The following is a 17,086-nucleotide window of genomic DNA, read 5'->3' as shown; positions in this document are numbered from 1 at the left end:
ATTGCGGTGTTTTTATACATATTTGCGTTGTCAGTTTCAGAAAATGTGTTATAAAGAAAGATGGTGTGTTTATATACACACTTATAATAAGCAATTATTGAGAGACAAGTATGCGTTTAAAGACTTTTTCAATTCTAACAACCCTGTTGCTAACTTCTTCAGTTTTAGCATCTTCTATCGACTTAAGCGGGAAGTGGCAGTTCAAATTAGACCCTCAGGATGAAGGCCGAGAACAAAATTGGTTTAATCAAAGCTTTGAAGGGAAAATCCATCTGCCCGGCTCTATTCAGGAGCAGGGTTACGGCGAGCAGATCAGTTTAGACACCGATTTCGTCTGGCGCAAATCTGTAAATTTCGAGAATTACCCCAAATGGCCGGACGATCCGATGTATGAGGCATATTCCGAGCCGGGGAATATTGTGATCCCGTATTTCCTCAATCCAGACCGCCATTACATGGGGCTGGCTTGGTTCAAAAGAGAGGTTGATATCCCCGAGAGCTGGGCAGATAAAGAGATTTTCCTCAATCTCGAAAGGGTACACTGGCGCTCTCATGTATGGATTGATTCTGAGAAGCTCGGCCAGTTCGACAGCCTTGCAGCGAGCCATAAGTACAACTGCACAAAGCAATTGAGCCCAGGAAGGCATCAGATTACTATAGCAGTTGATAACAGGATGCTCTACCCAATAGGCAAAAACTCCCATTCAATCACAAATCACACCCAAACCCCCTGGAACGGGATTATCGGGTCTATTGAGCTTTCTGCCAAGCCGGAGCTGAGGATAAGCGACTTGCAGGTTTATCCGAATGTTGAAGACAAATCCGCCAAGGTTAAGCTTAAAGTCTCAGGCATTGAGGAATCCGAGTATGGCAAACTGAAAATCAGCGCATCATCTTTCAATACAGGAAAAAAACATAAGACAGGCCAGCATTCATTCCCTGTAAACGCAGGCAGTATAAATCCGGAGATTACCGTAAGCTTCCCGATGGGTGAAGAGGTTTTGCTCTGGGATGAATTCAGCCCGAGTCTTTACAGAATGAAATTGAGCCTCAAATTTGAAAGCCGTCGAGAAATAACCGATACAGTTGTTTTCGGGATGAGAAAAATCGAGACAGAGGGAAGCAGTTTCCTCGTTAACGGGAGAAAGACCTTCCTTCGAGGAACTCTTGAATGCTGCATCTTCCCGAAAACAGGGTATCCGTCTATGGATATTGAGTACTGGAATAAGATTATGGCTCAATGCAAAAGCTACGGCCTCAATCATATAAGATTTCATTCTTGGTGCCCTCCTGAAGCAGCTTTCAAGGCGGCAGACCGTGCGGGGATATACCTCCAGCCCGAATGCAATATCTGGGCAGGGATAAAAAGAAGAGATTCAGACATAGCAGCTTATATCAAAGCCGAATGGGAAAGGATCCTCAAGGAATACGGCAATCACGCCTCATTCACTTTTTACGGGGTTGGCAATGAGGGCTGGATGAAGGCAGAGATAATGGAAGAGCTGATGGAGGAGTCTAAGCGTAAAGACAGCAGACGGCTATATACCGGTTATGCCAACGGATTCAACTCAGATAATACTGATTACTATATAGGCAAATCGGTAAGCACAGGCGGATGGCAAGAACTTGAAGAACTGCGGCGATTCCGAATCAGATACCAGTGCGGCTGGCCTCCGCTTCCCGGGTCGAGCTTTTTCACCTCAAGAAAACCCGATACCAATCTGGACTACAGCACTATCGCCTCGCTCTATCCCAAACCGCTTATTCAGCATGAAACTGTCCAGAGGTGCAGCTATCCTGATGTGGATGACATCGATAAATTCACCGGCAGCCTTACGCCGGGCTATTTGATTATCGCTCGAGACCAGCTCAAACAGAGCGGTATGCTTGAGCTGAATGATGATTTTGTTCAAGCCTCAGGAAAGTGGCAGGTTAAGCAGTTTAAGGAAGAGATCGAAGCAGGCCTTAGAACTAAAGATTTCGGGGGCTTCCAGCTTCTGGATATTCACGATTTCCTCGGCCAGGGCACGGCGTTAGTGGGCATTCTCGACGGTTTCTGGGATTCCAAAGGCTATGTCAGCGGAAAAGAATTCCGAAAATTCTGCTCGCCGGTTGTTCCGCTTCTGAGAATGGAAAAGCGGGTGTTCACAACGGGAGAAAAATTTGATGCAAAGCTTGAGGCTGCAAACTTCAGCCCTAACCCAATATCCAGCACCCGGCTTAAATGGGAAATAAATAATGAATCGGGCGATATGGTCAAAAGCGGAGAGTGTCAGGAGGTTGACCTGCCGGTTGGCAATGGCCACTGGGCTGGGAGAGTAAGGCTTGATCTTTCCAGCCTGAAAGCCCCCGCAAAATACAATATCTGCGTTAGAATACCTGAAGCTGAGGCAAGCAATAACTGGGATTTCTGGGTTTATCCTGAAAACCCGCAAATCCCCGAAGCGGAAGATTTCAAAATAACGAACAGGCTTGATTCGGATAATTTGGACTATCTGCTTGAAGGCGGAAAACTGCTTCTGCTTGCGAAGAAAGATTATATCAAGGGCGATGTGAAACCGTGCTTCCCGAGCATATACTGGAACTGCCCTTGGACAGACGGCGGGGAATCAGACACAATGGGAATGCTCTGCAGACCGGAACATCCTGTCTTTAATGATTTTCCCACAGACATGCATACAAACTGGCAGTGGTGGGAATTGATGAATGACTGCGAGCCGATGATTCTCAGCGGCCTTCCTCAAGATTTCCTCCCGACAATCCAGATGATAGACGACTGGCACAGAAACAGAAAGCTCGGGCTGCTGTTTGAGGCTCAAATAGGAAAAGGCAGTGTGCTGGTATGCTGCATGGATATAAACTCCGAACTTGAGCAAAGGCCTGTGGCAAGGCAGCTGAAGAGAAGCATCTTCAACTATATGCAGAGCGAAAATTTTGCTCCGGAGAAAAAGCTATCTGCTGAACAGCTGAAGACAGTTTTTAATCATAATTGAAAGCGAATTTATTTACATATTGGCAGAAAGCAAAAACAAATCAGTGCTTAAAAGCACACTAAGGCGGTATAATATTAAGATATATCTTTAATTTAATGTTTTTTAAGGAGTAATATTATGAAACGTTTTTTGAGTTTTTCATTGCTTGTTTGCTTTGCCTTGAGCGTTCATGCGGCCAACTGGTGGACTAATGCAGAGTACAATGACTGGTCTTGGGGCAATGCGAATAACTGGGGGCAAAGCACAGTCCCCGACTTTTCATCTGCTGCCGTGGAAATAAATAAATCCGGCTGGGAAACAAGGGCTCAAGTGAGTCCGGAAGGCGATTTCGAATGCGGAAGTTTGTTAGTCGGGAAAAACTGGGGGCCGAGTTATCTTGTAGTAAAGGGCAGCTTGAAGGCATACGACAACGTAACTGCCGGCAACTGGGGAAGCGATGCAGACGGGACTATCGAAGTCAGCCAAGGGGGTTCATTCATCGCAGAGAAAGCCCTGTTCCTTGGCCGGTCCGCCGATACAAGAGGCGTGCTGAATGTTAATTCCGGAACAGTTGAGGTAAACTGGAGTCTTTATGTCCCGGGCGACTGGAGCAGCTCGGGAGGCACCGCAGAGCTCAACGCATACGGAGGCACAGTAACAGCGGATGATATCGTCATTCAGGACGGCGGGACAGTGGATGTCACCGGAGGCACGCTTCAAATTTCAGGCTACAAAAAGAGCAAGTTCGAGCAGTATATAGAAGACGGCCTGCTCACAGCTTACGGCGGCGATCCGAGAGGGTCTATCAGCATAGTGGAAAACGGGACATACACTGTGATTACCGCTTCAATGCTGCCTGAGGAGAATGTATTCAATCCTCTTCCTGCTGATACCAAACTGCTTTCCAGCTACACCTCACCGTTAACCCTTTACTGGCAGCCGGGAGAATTCGAAACACATCACGACGTTTACTTCGGAACAGACTACGAAGACGTATTTGCGGCCACCCCTTCAAGTATGGACATTTATCAGGGAAGATTCGAAACTCCAGACTCAGACCCAAATCTTGTTTATTCTTACGGGCCTATGTCCGGCCTGAGCCTTGATGAAGAATACTTCTGGAGAGTGGATTCAGTGAACACTGACACCTCTGAAGTTTGGAAGGGGGATGTATGGAGCTTCAGCACTCCTGAATCAAATCTTATCGATGACTTCGAGAGCTACGACGAGGGCTCGCCCGTGGGAGATGTATGGACTGGCAGCCCAGACCCTAATTCTGTAATTGCAGAAAACCAGCAGTCAATTGAGCTGAAGTACAATAACGGCATCGCTGAGACATCCAGAGTTCTGCCTTTCAGCAGCCTTTCCTTCGGAGAGGGTGAAGTGATAACTGTAAGCTTCTTTGGCGAGCTGCCTATGAACGCTCAGCTTTCAACAACTCTAACAGACAGCAGCTCCAACTCAGCAACAGTTCATTACAGCCCATCGCTCGCAGACAGGGCAAATCAGTGGAAAGGATTTGATGCAAAGCTCTCTGACTTTGCAAATGAAGGCGTTGATATCACAGATGTTCAAACCGTTACTCTCGGTATTGATGCCACCGGATGCGGCGAGGGAAGCATATTCCTTGATGACCTGCAAGTTTACCCCAAACGCTGCGTTGGCAGATACGCCCTTGGAGATTTCCGCGGGACAGACTGCATCGCAGACCTTGGCGATTATTCAGTAATTGCTAACGACTGGGGAATGACAGGGCAGATCGTAACAGCTTCTGAAAGCGAGCCGGCAGGTCTTACAGCAAGATACAAGTTTAACGAAACAGAAGGCGAAATCGTTTCTGATTCCTCAGCAAATCAGCTAGACGGAGAATTCAAAGGCACAAGTATGCCAGCTGGTGCTTGGAACCCGGAAAGCGGCCGGGAAGGGGGCTGTTTGGATCTTTCTGCAATTTCAAGCGGATGGTTCCAATTCCCCGGAGAGGCATTAGTTCCCGAAAGACTCTCAGACCCAAACGCTGCAGGAACAGATGAAGTTACTGTTTCGCTCTGGGTAAACGGGAATACAGGAGCCCGGACATCGGCCAATAATCTTATGAAGTTCAGGAATCCGAGCTGGGCAGGCGGGGTTTTTCTGCCTGGGCCTTATCAGAAGGAAGGTAATATAGTTGAGTTTGCCCTGAACTCCGACAAGCTCAATTGGGGCTGGGCAGGCCCTGAAGACTGGCAGGGAAGCTGGAATCATTATGCCTTTGTGAAAAATGCTGATCTTGGCGAGATGTTTATATACAGAAACGGCGAGATGATGGCAAGGCAGGCCTACTTCCCGCTGACCCCGATTGATGTTACAAACTGGGAGCTTATTCCCGGCTGGAGCGGCAGGATAGATGATCTGAGATTCTATAACCGGGCGCTGAGCCATGAGGAAATTCTGTATCTTGCAAAAGTGAGCTCGGTATATCAGTCTGTTCGTTCTTGGGCGGATAAAAACCACGACAATTCAGTTGACCTGACAGATTTGAGCAATATGTTCGGCTGCTGGATTGAAGAAAAACTCTGGCCGTTTGAAGACTGATTAAATAACCAAATTTTGATTTATAAACTTGCACGCTTCTTCAAACAGGGCGTGCAGGTTTTTTGTATTAATTACTGGCTTCACGTTTAATTCAGGGTTTTTATGAAAAAACAGAGTGCCGGATTTATATTTTTTATTTCATTTTTCTTTTGGGTTTTACCTGCCGGCGGATTGGCAGATAACTGGTGGTCTGACAGCGGCAGCGGACATAAATGGACAACCCCCGCAAACTGGGGACAAAACAGCGTCCCGATTTGCAGCGAGGATATTTCAATTGATGTGCAGGCCGGTTCAGCCAGCCCTGTAACAGAACCCGGAGATGAGCTCTGCTGCAATGCTTTCAAGTTCAAGAATGGCAAAATGCAGCTGAATTCAGCTTCACTGCAAATTAACGGCTGGGGAGGCGCAGGAAGCTGGGCAGGCGGAACCGCCGAGCTTGTGCTTTCAGACAGCACACTCAATGCAGCAGGCAAATTTTACATCGGTAATTCTCAAACGGGAAGGATGATTGTTAAAAACGGCTCTTCAGTTAGAATAAGAAGCACCTTTTGGATTGCCAGAAGCGAAAATGATGCTCAGGCTTCAGGACATCTTTTTATTGCAGATTCTGCGGTAGAGGTGAACTGGCTCAGGGTGGATAATTCACAGCTCAGCTCGGGCAGGATAAATATTGCAGGAGGCAGTCTTACAATAAACGCTGATCAGCAGAATTTGGCAAATCAGCTCAAGGCTGAGGGCTTTATCACGGCCTATGGAGGCCATCCGCTTGCCGAGGTGCAGGTTCGTCTTGAAAACGGCAAAACAATAATCGATACGAGCATCAACACTTTCCCATCGGATCTGAATGCGGATTTTGCTGTTAATTTAGAAGATTTTTCAGATTTAGGCGAATGCTGGCTTGCAGATTACGATAACGATAATTTCTCCGAAACTGCTGACTTGGAAGCCTCAGGGAGTATTACAGCTCAAGACTTAAAGCAGCTTGCTGAGAGCTGGCTGAGCCTGAAATCGGATGTAGAAATTACGCTGGATAAAGATAATCAGCTCCATCAGATAAGCCCATACCTCAACGGGACTTGCGTGAACACCTGCTACGATAATGACCAGCGCTGGTCAGACGGGATTATCCCTCAGCGGATTTCCGAGCTGGGTGCTGAGGTGCTGCGATATCCGGATACAGCAAAGGCCGGCTGGCACTGGCAGGAATGCCCCGGCGCACCTGTTTGGAGAGATTCTTGGGAGACCGATCCGGATTCATTTTACTACTTTGAGGATAAAAGCGTTTGCCAGTCTGAGCATACCATGGATATTGATGATTATCGGTACTGGTGCTATGTGCTGGATGCAGAGCCTTTTATTACGATAAATTTCCAGTCCGGCTGGAGATACAACCGGATTCAGGATTCATTGGACGAAACGCTTGCTCTTGTGCAGCACTGCAAAAACAGCAGTTATAACATCAAATACTGGCGAATAGGCAACGAGCCATTCGATATGACAGCTCAAGAGCTAGCAGATATTGTTAATATGTTCGTTCCCGCCATGAAGCAGATAGACCCTACTATTGAGATTATCGTAAACACGTCTAACCATTTCAATACCCCTTATTCGGCTCCCAGATGGGACGAATTTTTCGAGCTTGCAGGGCACAACGTTGACTACGCAGACCTCCACTGCTACTGGAGATGGGGCGATAAGGATTCGCCGGCAGAAGACCTTGCTACGTGGGAGAATTTCATTAATGATGTTCCAATTACTGCAGAGCACACCCAATGGGCGGGCGAACATCTGCCCTATAACCAGGAGATAAACAATTTCCGCAGCCGGTATTCTGAGTATGGGATAGACGTTATAATCTCAGAATGGAATGCCGGGCCTCTATGGAACAGAATCGAAAGATCTCATTATCAGGCCGCACTTATTCAAAGCGAGATGATGATGCAGTTTATTAAGGGCAATGTGTTTATGGCTACAAGATGGCCGGGCTCTTGGGCTGCTGTGCAGGGCGACAGGGCATTTATAGACCCCGATACCCTCCAGCCGAGACCTGTTCTCAAGGCGATGAAGTTTTTCAATAATGTTTTAGGCAAGATGCTTCTGGAATCTGATTCGTCCGATTCGGCTCTTCCGTGCATCTCTGCCTTCAGTGAAGATGAAAGCAAGCTCTTCAATGTTCTGCTCAATAAAACCGCCTCGGAGAAAAAGGTGCTTATCGAAAACAGCTCGCCCATACAATCGGCGAATGTGAAGTTGCTCAAGGCTCAGGACGGCGATGTATCCAGAGACAGCTCATCCCTTCAAACAGCGGAAATATTGCAAGCGGCAAATTCAGTATATTATTCGCTTCCGCCTTATTCTCTTGCCCTGTGCGAGATTCAGATGTAAACTCCTCTTAAACCCTTGCATGACGGGAGCTTGCCAGATTAAGAGCTTCAAGATTAGAAAAATTCTCGAATAGGGCAAACTTTCCCAAAAAAAAAGTTGACTCTTTCAAAGCTTTCCATATTATACCTCTCTCTCAAAGGGCTGTTAGCTCAGTTGGCTAGAGCACCTGCCTTACAAGCAGGGGGTCGCAGGTTCAAGTCCTGCACGGCCCATTTTTCCACTTTTGCAGGCAAACGCACTGCGAAGCATTTTCTCGCATAAAGCGTTATTTTGAGAGTACTTAGATATTATATCAATCGCTGTTTGTAATTAATTGCAACTCTGTTCATTACCCTGCATATACGCTTTAGTATACGGTTCAGAATAAGAATTAGTATAAGCTTTAGAATCTGCACTCTGAACTAAGCCGGCATTCAATCCGACTATTACACGAATCTAATGGCTTTAATCCACATAAACTGTACGATTGCACGATTTTTTTTGTTTTAATGTTTTGAATTTCATATTCAAGGGCGGGGATTGAAATGGCGGATATGTTTCATAAGTGCTTGTGAGTAAATAAAATAACCCGCCTGCGTGTTCCACAGACGGGAGATTTGTTTAAAAGCGGGTGATGGGAATCGAACCCACATAGCCAGCTTGGAAGGCTGGGGCTCTACCATTGAGCTACACCCGCATTCGAGCAGATGGATAAATATATAGAAAGCGGGTCAAATGTCAATCTGTTTTGCTGAATTTTGGTTAAAATGCAAAATGACCTTTGCTCAAAGCCCAGAGCGATTTGGGGGGGGGGTGAATTTTTTGGGGTTTTTTTTATGCTAGGATTCTGTTGTTTACAGCCTGCGAGCCGCTGTCCCATTTGAGCACATCGACAACACCTGTCGGCCATATTTTCAGAAAATCAGATTTTGATGTTGTCCAAGAGCCGCTGTTGAAATACCAGTTGCCGAACATTCCCGCCTGATGTGTATGTGCTGAGATCACAGTTTTGCCCTGCTGTGAAGACTGATGCTCAAATTTTCTAATTCTTTTTGCGTTGTGTTTTCTAGCAAGGAGATTGAAAATGATATCCGGCGAGATCTTTTCCAGTCCGGTTTCCGCATCAATAAACGTATCCACTACCGTATTCCATATTGCCAGCACAAACGCTTCAAACTTTAAGAATCCTTCCACAAGCACATCTGAATTGAAAATTTGCCCTTTAGCAAAATATTCCACCGGCAGCACAGAATGCCCGAGCGTTTTCCCGAAAGACGGTCTGATGTATTTGTTGAGCATATCCATCTCGTGGCCGTGCCAGAAGGCGATATCTCTATCGCCGATTTTCATTGAGAACGGATAAGTGATGTTGTTAAACAGCGGATATTTGCTTCCGTGGTATTCAGGGTTGTTCAGTGAGAGGTCGTGGTTGCCCGGGATGAGATAGCAGTCCATCTCGCCGAGGCGGGAGATCAGCTCGTCGTGTTTTCTGATTATGCTCTTGAAGCTGAATCTCCAGAGATCCATAAAATCTCCGAGGATGATAATCTGGCCGTTCTCTTTGTCAACTTCATTGAGAAAGCGGTGAAATTCAGAAAGCTTATCCGGACAGGAGAAGTTGTCTCTGCTCTTGCCCGAGCCGATATGAAGATCACTGACTATGTAAAGCGGGACATCTCTTTTTCTAAATTTTTTCATAGGCCTTAGAGCTCAACACTTCTTTCGTATTTTGGCAACCTTGCCTTTCCGCCTGTAACATCGGCCAGCACGCCGGCCAGAATGCTGAAATATGCGTCGTTGTTCGGGCGGAGCATATCCTTATGCCCGAATGAAGGCGTTTCCTTGAGCCATTCAAGGTAGTTGTCCAATACATTTTCGTCAATCTTATCCACATACGCCCCTGCCCCCATTCTGTCGATGTGGTAGGCGTTTATCATCTGTTCAACCTGATTATGAATCGGCTTAACCAGCATCCTCTTTTTGAAATGCAGGCATTCGCTTATAAGCGAGAAACCGCCCGAGGCGATTACGCCCCTGCAGCTTGCAAGGTCTCTGAGGAATTCTTCGGTGTTTCGCTGCCTGAATATGCAGTTCCCTTCTACCCCTTCAATTCCAAATCCGTAAAGGAGGAACTTCTGCTGCGGGAATTTCTTGAAAACCCTGTAGAAATCATCAAGACAGCTCTCTGTAGTTGCATAACATATTACGTGGTCGTCCTCGCTGGTGGGCTTGTGCTTTGCTGCCTCATCCCGTATCACAGGCGGAGCGAGATGGGCGTTATCTGCAAGCGGATGGGCATTAAAGAAGTTCAAAACTATATACGCCGATATGTCCTTTAGATAGATTTTCGTTACAGTATCGCTCATAAGCCTCTCGAACCAGCCTGTTTCAGGACGGTCGAATTCAAATTTGCACATCAGATGTTCGTGGTCTATGCTTATGCAGGGCACCTCGTTTTTGCAGGCCCAGTTGGAGGTGAAAGGGTCGAAATCTGTTATTACTACATCCGGAGCAAAATCTTTTACCGCTCCGTTGAACGTTTTATTGTTAATTTCAAGCATTTCGGGAAGCTGAGAGAAATTCGAGAAGAAGGTCTTGGGAAGATTCACGGTAGAATTTTCGTAGTGGAATGTTAGGCCGTGAATTTTGCATACCCTCCCGGGGAAATACCTGTTAAGGTATTCCAGAGATTTGTTGGAAGCTGCAAACAGAACCTCATGCCCTGATTCTATGAGCATCTTGCCTGTGATATGTGCTCTGCTGCTGTGGCCGAAGCCTTCACCGGCCACTCCATATAGTATTCTGGCCATCTCTTTTCCCTCGAAAATTTATTTTTATGCCCCTATTAAACCAAACTTCTATAAGCGTTTAATTAGGAAAAAATTAGTTGTTTGTCAGCCTAACGTCAGCTTTGCTAATAATGAGCTAACATAAGGCTAACTTAATAAGGCTTAACAATCTCCTGCTGCCTATTTCATTTATTTTAACATAAAAAGGCTTAGGGGCAAGAAGCTAAGCTAAAAGCTGTTCCGGAGTGTTTTAACTTATTAAAGCATCTAATACTATGTTATGTACTACATTATTTGAGGCTGTAAGTTCGAAATTCTTTTCCGAAGCGGCCTGAGGATTGAGAGGTGTTATATCTGTTCCGTCCTGATAGGTGATTTTCCCTCCTGCTTCCTGAATCAGCATTGCCCCTGCGGCGAAATCCCATATTCTGTTTTTGTTTACGATGCATGCATTCATAGACCCCGAAGCCACGTAAGCAAGGTGTAGCGCTGTTGAGCCGAAATTTCGGAGTTTGCAGCTTTTGCAGAGCTCGATAATCCCTTCTGGTATGCCATTCGGCCAAGCGCTGTCAATAGCAACCATAGACTGAGGCTTGATTTGATCTTCGCTGCAGAAACTTCTGATTCCGTTAAGGAACATCCCGCCGTTTAGGCTTGCCTCAAACATCTCGCCGCTGCCAGGGCAGTAAACCACTCCCGCCACCGGCATGCTGTCTTCAAAAAGAGCAATTGAGACACTGAAAAGCATAATCTTTTTGCTGTAATTATTCGTCCCGTCTATAGGGTCGATTATCCACCATCTCTGCGAGCCTTGCGGAGGCAAAACAAGAACTTTTCCCTTTTCGCCTTCTTCAGCTACAATACCGTCTTCAGGGCAGTGTTTTTTTATCTCATCAATAATAATCTGCTGGCAGAGCGGGTCTGCCTGCGTTACAACTTCACTGCCGTTTTTGAAGCTCGTTTTGATATTTGCAAGCTCGCTCAAGGCCTTGTCCCCTGCAAGCGTCGCTGCTTTTTTGGCGATTTTTACGTCTTTAGAATACACAGGTTTCCTTTAAGAGTATGAATAATAATTTTACCGAAACAAGATACTACCAGTTAAAATTAAAAAGTCAATTTTGATGAAAATGCGGCCAATTTTTTCGCCCTTTATCCTGCAGCGCAGCCTCGGAGATATTGACTTCAAACCGCTTTTTAATAGACTGATACGGATTTTCACTGAGTTAAAACAGAAATTAATAATATTAGGAGAAAATTTGTGGCTTATAAGTGCATAGTTCTTATTAAGCAAGTCCCTGATACCAGCCGTATCACGGGCGAAGCGATGAACGAGGACGGAACGGTCAACCGCGGGGCGCTTCCGGCTATCTTCAATCCTGAAGACCTCAACGCCCTTGAGCTTGCCCTTGAGATAAAGGAAAAATACGGCGGATCAGTTACCGCTGTAACGATGGGCCTGCCCTCGGCATCAGAGGTTCTGCGAGAGGCTCTGTTTATGGGTGCTGATGATGCGGTTCTGGTTACCGACCGGCGCTGCGCTGCGAGCGATACCCTCGCTACCAGCTACATACTCACAAGAGCTGCTGAAAAAATCGGCTGCGACCTCGTGCTCTGCGGAAGGCAGGCAATAGACGGAGATACTGCGCAAGTTGGGCCTCAGATGGCCGAAAAGCTTGATATGCCGCAGATAACTTATGTAGAAGAGGTTCACGAGCTCACCCCGAGCAGGATTGTATGCAGGCGAAATATGGGCAACGGCTGGCAGAGAACAGCCTGCAAGCTGCCCGTTCTTCTTACCGTTACCGATCAGGCAAATGAGCCGAGAATAGGCGCTGCAAGAAGGATAATGAAGTATAAGAATGCCAAGACACCTGCCGAGATAAGCAAAGAAGGCGGCAGCGATGAAGACATCCGCGAAATGAAGAATAAGGGGCTTCTTATCGGGCAGCTTAATTTGGATGATGTTCAGGCCGATTTGCAGTGGTGCGGCAGAGACGGGTCTCCCACCAAAGTGCATCGGATTATGAGCGTTGTGCTCACTGCCAAAGAGAGTAAAGAAGTAGATTCTTCAGCTCAGGGCATCAATGATATGGTGCACGAGCTGATAGAAGACCATACAATAGGCTGATTAAAAATGATGTTTACGCAGGCCTTGTTTCTTCAAGCCTGCTTATTTGCAAGGGAAATATAAATGATAGAAGTAAACAGACAAGGCGAGGTTTGGGTTTTTGCCGAGCAGCATCTTGGGAAGGTTGAGGATATAGCCTTCGAACTGCTTGGAAGAGCCAGAGAGCTTGCAGACAAACTCGGAGTGAAAGTGGGGGCTGTGATAGCAGGCGACAGCATTAAATCTGTCTGCGAGGAGCTCATACAGTACGGCGCAGATAAGGTTTATACAGTTGAAAACAACCTTCTTGAACACTACCAGACCAATTCATACACTAAAGTTTTATGCGCACTGATCGAGAAGCATAAGCCCCAGATTGTCCTTTACGGAGCTTCCCCTGTAGGCAGGGACCTTGCCCCGAGGGTGGCCAGCAAGATGAAAGCAGGACTCACAGCAGACTGTACTGACCTGCAGATCGGAAACCATGAGATAAAGAAGACCGGCGAAAAGCACGAAAATCTGCTCCTCCAGATTCGTCCGGCTTTCGGCGGAAATATCATCGCAACAATTATCAACTACGACCGCTGGCCTCAGATGGCAACCGTTCGTGAAGGCGTTATGCCAATGCCCGAGCCGGATTCAAAACGCAAAGGCGAGGTGATTGACGAAAGCGTGAGCCTTTCAGCTGAAGATTTGCCGATTGAGATTATTGAGGAAGTGCGCAGGGAGAAGTCGGTTAATCTGAAGGCTTCGAGAATTATTGTAGCAGGCGGGGCAGGAGTAGGCAGCAAGGAAAACTTCCGTATGATATGGGATCTTGCAAACGCCCTCGGAGGCGTGCCCGCAGCAACAAGAGCAGCAGCGGACCTCGGATATATCGGGAAGGACTATCAGGTAGGCCAGACTGGAACTACCGTTCGCCCGAGCCTCTATATAGCTATCGGCCTGAGCGGCGCTATACAGCATCAGGCGGGTATGAGCGAATCGAAGAAGATTATCGCTGTGAACAACGACCCAGACGCACCGATATTTGACGTGGCACATTATAAGGTCTGCGGGGATCTCAACGAAGTTGTGCCGCAGATGATTAAGGCGGTTAAAGAGAAGGTTTAAAGGCCGGAACAGAAAGATAAGGAAAAGATTATGGGCAACTTTTTTACAGATAACGACGACCTTCGCTTTGTATTAAACAATATGGATCTGAGAGGTTTATCCAGCCTCACAGAGCAGGGGTATAAATTCGCAGACAAATTCGATTATGCCCCGGCCAGCGCCGAGGAGGCAATCCAGAACTACAATATGGTAATGGAATCTCTCGGGCAGCTCTGTTCAGATTTTATTGCTCCAAGAAGCGAAGAGATGGACAGACAGGGCAACACTCTCACTGAAGACGGAAGGGTGGAGAGGCCTGAAGCGATGGATGAAATACTCGATAAACTCGCCAAGGCGGATGTGATGGGGATGACCCTGCCTTACCGTTTCGGCGGGCTGAATTTCCCAACTACGATTCTCTCGGTTGCAAACGAGATGATATCTCGAGCTGATGCCTCGCTGATGAATATTTTCGGGCTCCAGGGCATTGCCGAAACTATAAACTCATTCGCCTCTGAAGAGATTAAGCAGGAATACCTGCACGACCTTGCAGCAGGCAGAAAAACCGGAGCAATGGTTCTGACAGAGCCTGATGCCGGCTCAGACTTGCAGGTTTGCAAGGTGAAGGCGTTTCAGGATTCCAGCGGGCAGTGGTATCTTCACGGTGTGAAGCGGTTTATTACCAACGGCTGCGGCGAGGTTCTTCTTGTAATGGCAAGGAGCGAGCACGACCGCAAAGACGGCCTTGGCCTGAGCCTCTTCGTCTGCCACAGCGGGCCTACCGTTAAAATCCGCAGGATAGAGGATAAGATGGGCATCCATGCCTCGCCAACCTGCGAGATATACTTCGACAACACCCCGTGCAAGCTTATAGGGGAAACCCGCCGGGGACTTGTAACTTACGTAATGGCTCTTATGAACGGAGCCAGGATCGGGATTTCCGCTCAGTCTGTTGGGATAGGCGAAGCGGCTTACCGCGTTGCCAGAGATTATGCAGCGAGCAGAGAGCAGTTCGGCGGGCCTATCGAACACCTTCCGGCAGTTCGGGATATGGTTGTCGAGATGAAGATAGACGTGGAAGAGAGCAGGGCTCTGCTCTATGAAACCTGCCGCGTGGTGGATATGGAAATCGGGCTCACCAGAATAACCGAGAGCGATGATTTCAGCAAAGAAGAGCAGAAAGATGCCAAAAAGCAGCTGCGTATGATAAAACGCTACGCTGCTATGCTTACGCCTATGAGCAAGTATCTCTCAACAGAGATGTCAAACAAGGTGGCATACGATTCGATTCAGGTTCTTGCGGGCTCGGGCTTTATGCGGGACTATCCCACCGAGCAGTACTACCGCGATGCGAGAATCACAACGATATACGAAGGTACTACGCAGCTTCAGATTGTGGCCTGCGTTCGCGGCGTTTGCAACGGAACTGCCCAGAAATATATCGAAGAGCTTGCAGACTTCCAGTTCGACCCCGAGCTTCAAGAAATGCTTGATATCCTCAAGCAGAACAGGGAAACGATGGATGAATGTATAAAGCATATAAAGCAGCAGAGCATGGAATATATGGACCTTTACGGACGCAGGATCGTGGATATAGCGATTAAGATTATCTGCGGGTATCTGTTCTGCCGTCAGGCGAGCGGTGCGGCCGATATGGAGATTCCTACCGCCAAAGAGGGCGAAACTGTAAGTATGAAAAAACGCAAGGCAGTTATTGCAAAAAGATATATAAACAGGAATGCAGCAGTGATCAAGGCTCTTGCTGAGCAGATCCTTCAGGGTGATAAGTCCACCTTCGAAGATTACGAAGAAATTGCAGGCCCTGTGCCTGAGCTCGTATGATTTTATGCTGAATGCTTAAAAAACAAGGCCGCAGGGAGCTTTTCTCTGCGGCTTTTTTCATTGTTTTTCAAGTTTTCTCTTTTCGATAAAGGCTTTGAGGATTGCCGCTGCAGCAACCGCATCCAGCCTCTGCTTTTTCTTTTTTCGAGTGAGCTCTGCAGGGCGGAGCATATCGGAGGCAAATTCGCTTGAGAGCCGTTCATCCTGAAAGTAAACCTCCAGTTCGGCCAGCCTTGCCGCCTTCTCTGCGAAGCTTCGCACCTTTCTCGCCTGATGTCCTTCCGAGCCGTCCATATTGTATGGAAGACCGAAAACAAGAGCTTCCGCATTGTATTCTTCTGCTGTTTGGGCTATTCTTTCAGCAAGCCCTTCGCCCTTGAGCTCCACAACTTCCAGAGGCGAGCAGATAATCTCATCCCTGTCGCAAACTGCCAGCCCCGTTCGCTTGAGCCCGTAATCTACTGCTAAAATAATCATAATCATTCCTTCCAGCGATGATTATATATCTGCCCGCTGCTTTTTCAATTCACTCTTGAGATATTCCATAAGCTATATTGAAATCTCTCAGCGAACAGCCGGAGAAAGTTCTTTTTCCGCAAAGATTAACGGATATAATTTCAGTTGCAACGAATAAAAGCCGGGCGGTTTGCCCCGGCGGCAGGTAAGAAAAGCTAATTGAGCTGAGGATTGATATGAAAAACGAAAACCATTCACGGATCTGCATAATCACAGTAACCGGCAGGGATCAGGTGGGGATTATCGCCCGCATAAGCAGGGAGCTTGCCGAGCTGGGCGTGAACATTATAGACGTAAACCAGAAGATTATGAGCGAGGAACTGTTCGTAATGACAATGGCCTGCGATATGGCCTCCAGCAAGGCTGCTATGAGCGAATTAAAGCAGCGTCTTGCAGAGGTCGGTCAGCAGCTCGACCTTCGAATCAACTGTCAGGATGAGAAAATTTTCACACAAATGCACAGGGTTTAATCTTGCAGCCGGAGAATATATTTGAAAACCTCCCGGAGGACTTTCCGGAAGGTGAGCAGTTTGACCAGCTGTGCTCCAAAGCCGGCGTTACTATAGAGCGAATTATCTCCCAGGGGCATAAAACAGCCGAAGGAAAATGGCTCTGCAGCGAGAAAAACGAATGGGTTTTTGTGCTCAAGGGAGAGGGAGTCCTTGAATTCCAGCACGCAGGGCAGGTAAGGCTTAAGCGGGGAGATTATTGTTTTATTCCCGCAGGCTCAAGGCACAGAGTAGCGGATACATCGCACGAGGAGAAGACGATATGGCTCGCTATACACTTCTGAATTGATTAGAGAATCACTTTAAGGGATTGAAATTTCGCAT

The 17,086-nt window shown here is 47.2% G+C and carries 12 protein-coding genes and 2 tRNA genes; 9 read left to right on the top strand and 5 right to left on the bottom strand.

The features are described 5' to 3' along the window. Positions 1 to 110: 110 nt before the first annotated feature. The 4 genes from L21SP3_RS10005 to L21SP3_RS09990 all read left to right on the top strand — a co-directional run bounded on the left by L21SP3_RS10005 (position 111) and on the right by L21SP3_RS09990 (position 8,140). Complete coding sequence (locus tag L21SP3_RS10005) at positions 111 to 2,993, top strand: sugar-binding domain-containing protein (protein ID WP_077541109.1); 2,883 nt, start codon at positions 111 to 113, stop codon at positions 2,991 to 2,993. 117 nt (positions 2,994 to 3,110) lie between these two features. Beyond that, positions 3,111 to 5,543: a LamG domain-containing protein gene (locus L21SP3_RS10000; RefSeq protein ID WP_077541107.1), complete on the top strand. Its 2,433-nt coding sequence runs from the start codon at positions 3,111 to 3,113 to the stop codon at positions 5,541 to 5,543. A 102-nt stretch (positions 5,544 to 5,645) separates the two neighbouring features. Beyond that, positions 5,646 to 7,928, top strand: a complete 2,283-nt coding sequence (locus L21SP3_RS09995; protein WP_077541105.1) for a hypothetical protein — start codon at positions 5,646 to 5,648, stop codon at positions 7,926 to 7,928. Between the two features lie 138 nt (positions 7,929 to 8,066). Next, positions 8,067 to 8,140, top strand: a tRNA-Val gene (locus tag L21SP3_RS09990). 393 nt (positions 8,141 to 8,533) lie between these two features. On the opposite strand, the gene L21SP3_RS09985 is transcribed toward L21SP3_RS09990, so the two are convergent. From L21SP3_RS09985 to L21SP3_RS09970, 4 genes are all read right to left on the bottom strand, one after another. Then, positions 8,534 to 8,604 (bottom strand) — tRNA-Gly (locus tag L21SP3_RS09985). A 137-nt stretch (positions 8,605 to 8,741) separates the two neighbouring features. Beyond that, complete coding sequence (locus L21SP3_RS09980; RefSeq protein WP_077541103.1) at positions 8,742 to 9,605, bottom strand: metallophosphoesterase; 864 nt, start codon at positions 9,603 to 9,605, stop codon at positions 8,742 to 8,744. A 5-nt stretch (positions 9,606 to 9,610) separates the two neighbouring features. Beyond that, a complete protein-coding gene (locus L21SP3_RS09975; protein ID WP_077541101.1) occupies positions 9,611 to 10,717 on the bottom strand; it encodes a glycosyltransferase family protein in 1,107 nt (368 codons plus the stop codon). 229 nt (positions 10,718 to 10,946) lie between these two features. Further along, a complete protein-coding gene (locus L21SP3_RS09970) occupies positions 10,947 to 11,741 on the bottom strand; it encodes an inositol monophosphatase family protein (RefSeq protein ID WP_077541099.1) in 795 nt (264 codons plus the stop codon). Positions 11,742 to 11,954: 213 nt separating this feature from the next. Between L21SP3_RS09970 and L21SP3_RS09965 the strand changes: the two genes are divergently transcribed. From L21SP3_RS09965 to L21SP3_RS09955, 3 genes are all read left to right on the top strand, one after another. After that, positions 11,955 to 12,824, top strand: a complete 870-nt coding sequence (locus L21SP3_RS09965; protein ID WP_169835723.1) for an electron transfer flavoprotein subunit beta/FixA family protein — start codon at positions 11,955 to 11,957, stop codon at positions 12,822 to 12,824. A 63-nt stretch (positions 12,825 to 12,887) separates the two neighbouring features. After that, the gene (locus L21SP3_RS09960) at positions 12,888 to 13,916 is read left to right on the top strand and encodes an electron transfer flavoprotein subunit alpha/FixB family protein (RefSeq protein ID WP_077541097.1); all 1,029 of its coding nucleotides are present in this window, start codon (positions 12,888 to 12,890) and stop codon (positions 13,914 to 13,916) included. A 30-nt stretch (positions 13,917 to 13,946) separates the two neighbouring features. Then, a complete protein-coding gene (locus tag L21SP3_RS09955; RefSeq protein WP_077541095.1) occupies positions 13,947 to 15,737 on the top strand; it encodes an acyl-CoA dehydrogenase family protein in 1,791 nt (596 codons plus the stop codon). Between the two features lie 57 nt (positions 15,738 to 15,794). Here the strand turns inward: L21SP3_RS09955 and ruvX are convergent, their stop codons facing one another. Then, entirely contained in the window at positions 15,795 to 16,214 is a 420-nt protein-coding gene (ruvX, locus tag L21SP3_RS09950) for a Holliday junction resolvase RuvX (RefSeq protein ID WP_161488175.1), read from the bottom strand. Between the two features lie 215 nt (positions 16,215 to 16,429). Here ruvX and L21SP3_RS09945 point away from each other — a divergent pair, with 215 nt between their 5' ends. Both L21SP3_RS09945 and L21SP3_RS09940 read left to right on the top strand, forming a co-directional pair. Beyond that, positions 16,430 to 16,723: an ACT domain-containing protein gene (locus L21SP3_RS09945; protein WP_077541090.1), complete on the top strand. Its 294-nt coding sequence runs from the start codon at positions 16,430 to 16,432 to the stop codon at positions 16,721 to 16,723. 2 nt (positions 16,724 to 16,725) lie between these two features. Beyond that, positions 16,726 to 17,046: a cupin domain-containing protein gene (locus L21SP3_RS09940; protein ID WP_077541088.1), complete on the top strand. Its 321-nt coding sequence runs from the start codon at positions 16,726 to 16,728 to the stop codon at positions 17,044 to 17,046. The last annotated feature ends 40 nt before the right edge of the window (positions 17,047 to 17,086 follow it).

Source organism: Sedimentisphaera cyanobacteriorum, from assembly GCF_001997385.1.
GTDB lineage: Bacteria > Planctomycetota > Phycisphaerae > Sedimentisphaerales > Sedimentisphaeraceae > Sedimentisphaera > Sedimentisphaera cyanobacteriorum.
This window is presented reverse-complemented; position numbering and strand designations above follow the sequence as displayed.

Bases quoted from the DNA above. Each gene is read 5' to 3' on its own strand.
- L21SP3_RS10005 (WP_077541109.1), top strand. From the start codon at position 111: ATGCGTTTAAAGACTTTTTCAATTCTAACAACCCTGTTGCTAACTTCT.
- L21SP3_RS10000 (WP_077541107.1), top strand. From the start codon at position 3,111: ATGAAACGTTTTTTGAGTTTTTCATTGCTTGTTTGCTTTGCCTTGAGC.
- L21SP3_RS09995 (WP_077541105.1), top strand. From the start codon at position 5,646: ATGAAAAAACAGAGTGCCGGATTTATATTTTTTATTTCATTTTTCTTT.
- L21SP3_RS09980 (WP_077541103.1), bottom strand. From the start codon at position 9,605: ATGAAAAAATTTAGAAAAAGAGATGTCCCGCTTTACATAGTCAGTGAT.
- L21SP3_RS09975 (WP_077541101.1), bottom strand. From the start codon at position 10,717: ATGGCCAGAATACTATATGGAGTGGCCGGTGAAGGCTTCGGCCACAGC.
- L21SP3_RS09960 (WP_077541097.1), top strand. From the start codon at position 12,888: ATGATAGAAGTAAACAGACAAGGCGAGGTTTGGGTTTTTGCCGAGCAG.
- L21SP3_RS09955 (WP_077541095.1), top strand. From the start codon at position 13,947: ATGGGCAACTTTTTTACAGATAACGACGACCTTCGCTTTGTATTAAAC.
- ruvX (WP_161488175.1), bottom strand. From the start codon at position 16,214: ATGATTATTTTAGCAGTAGATTACGGGCTCAAGCGAACGGGGCTGGCA.
- L21SP3_RS09945 (WP_077541090.1), top strand. From the start codon at position 16,430: ATGAAAAACGAAAACCATTCACGGATCTGCATAATCACAGTAACCGGC.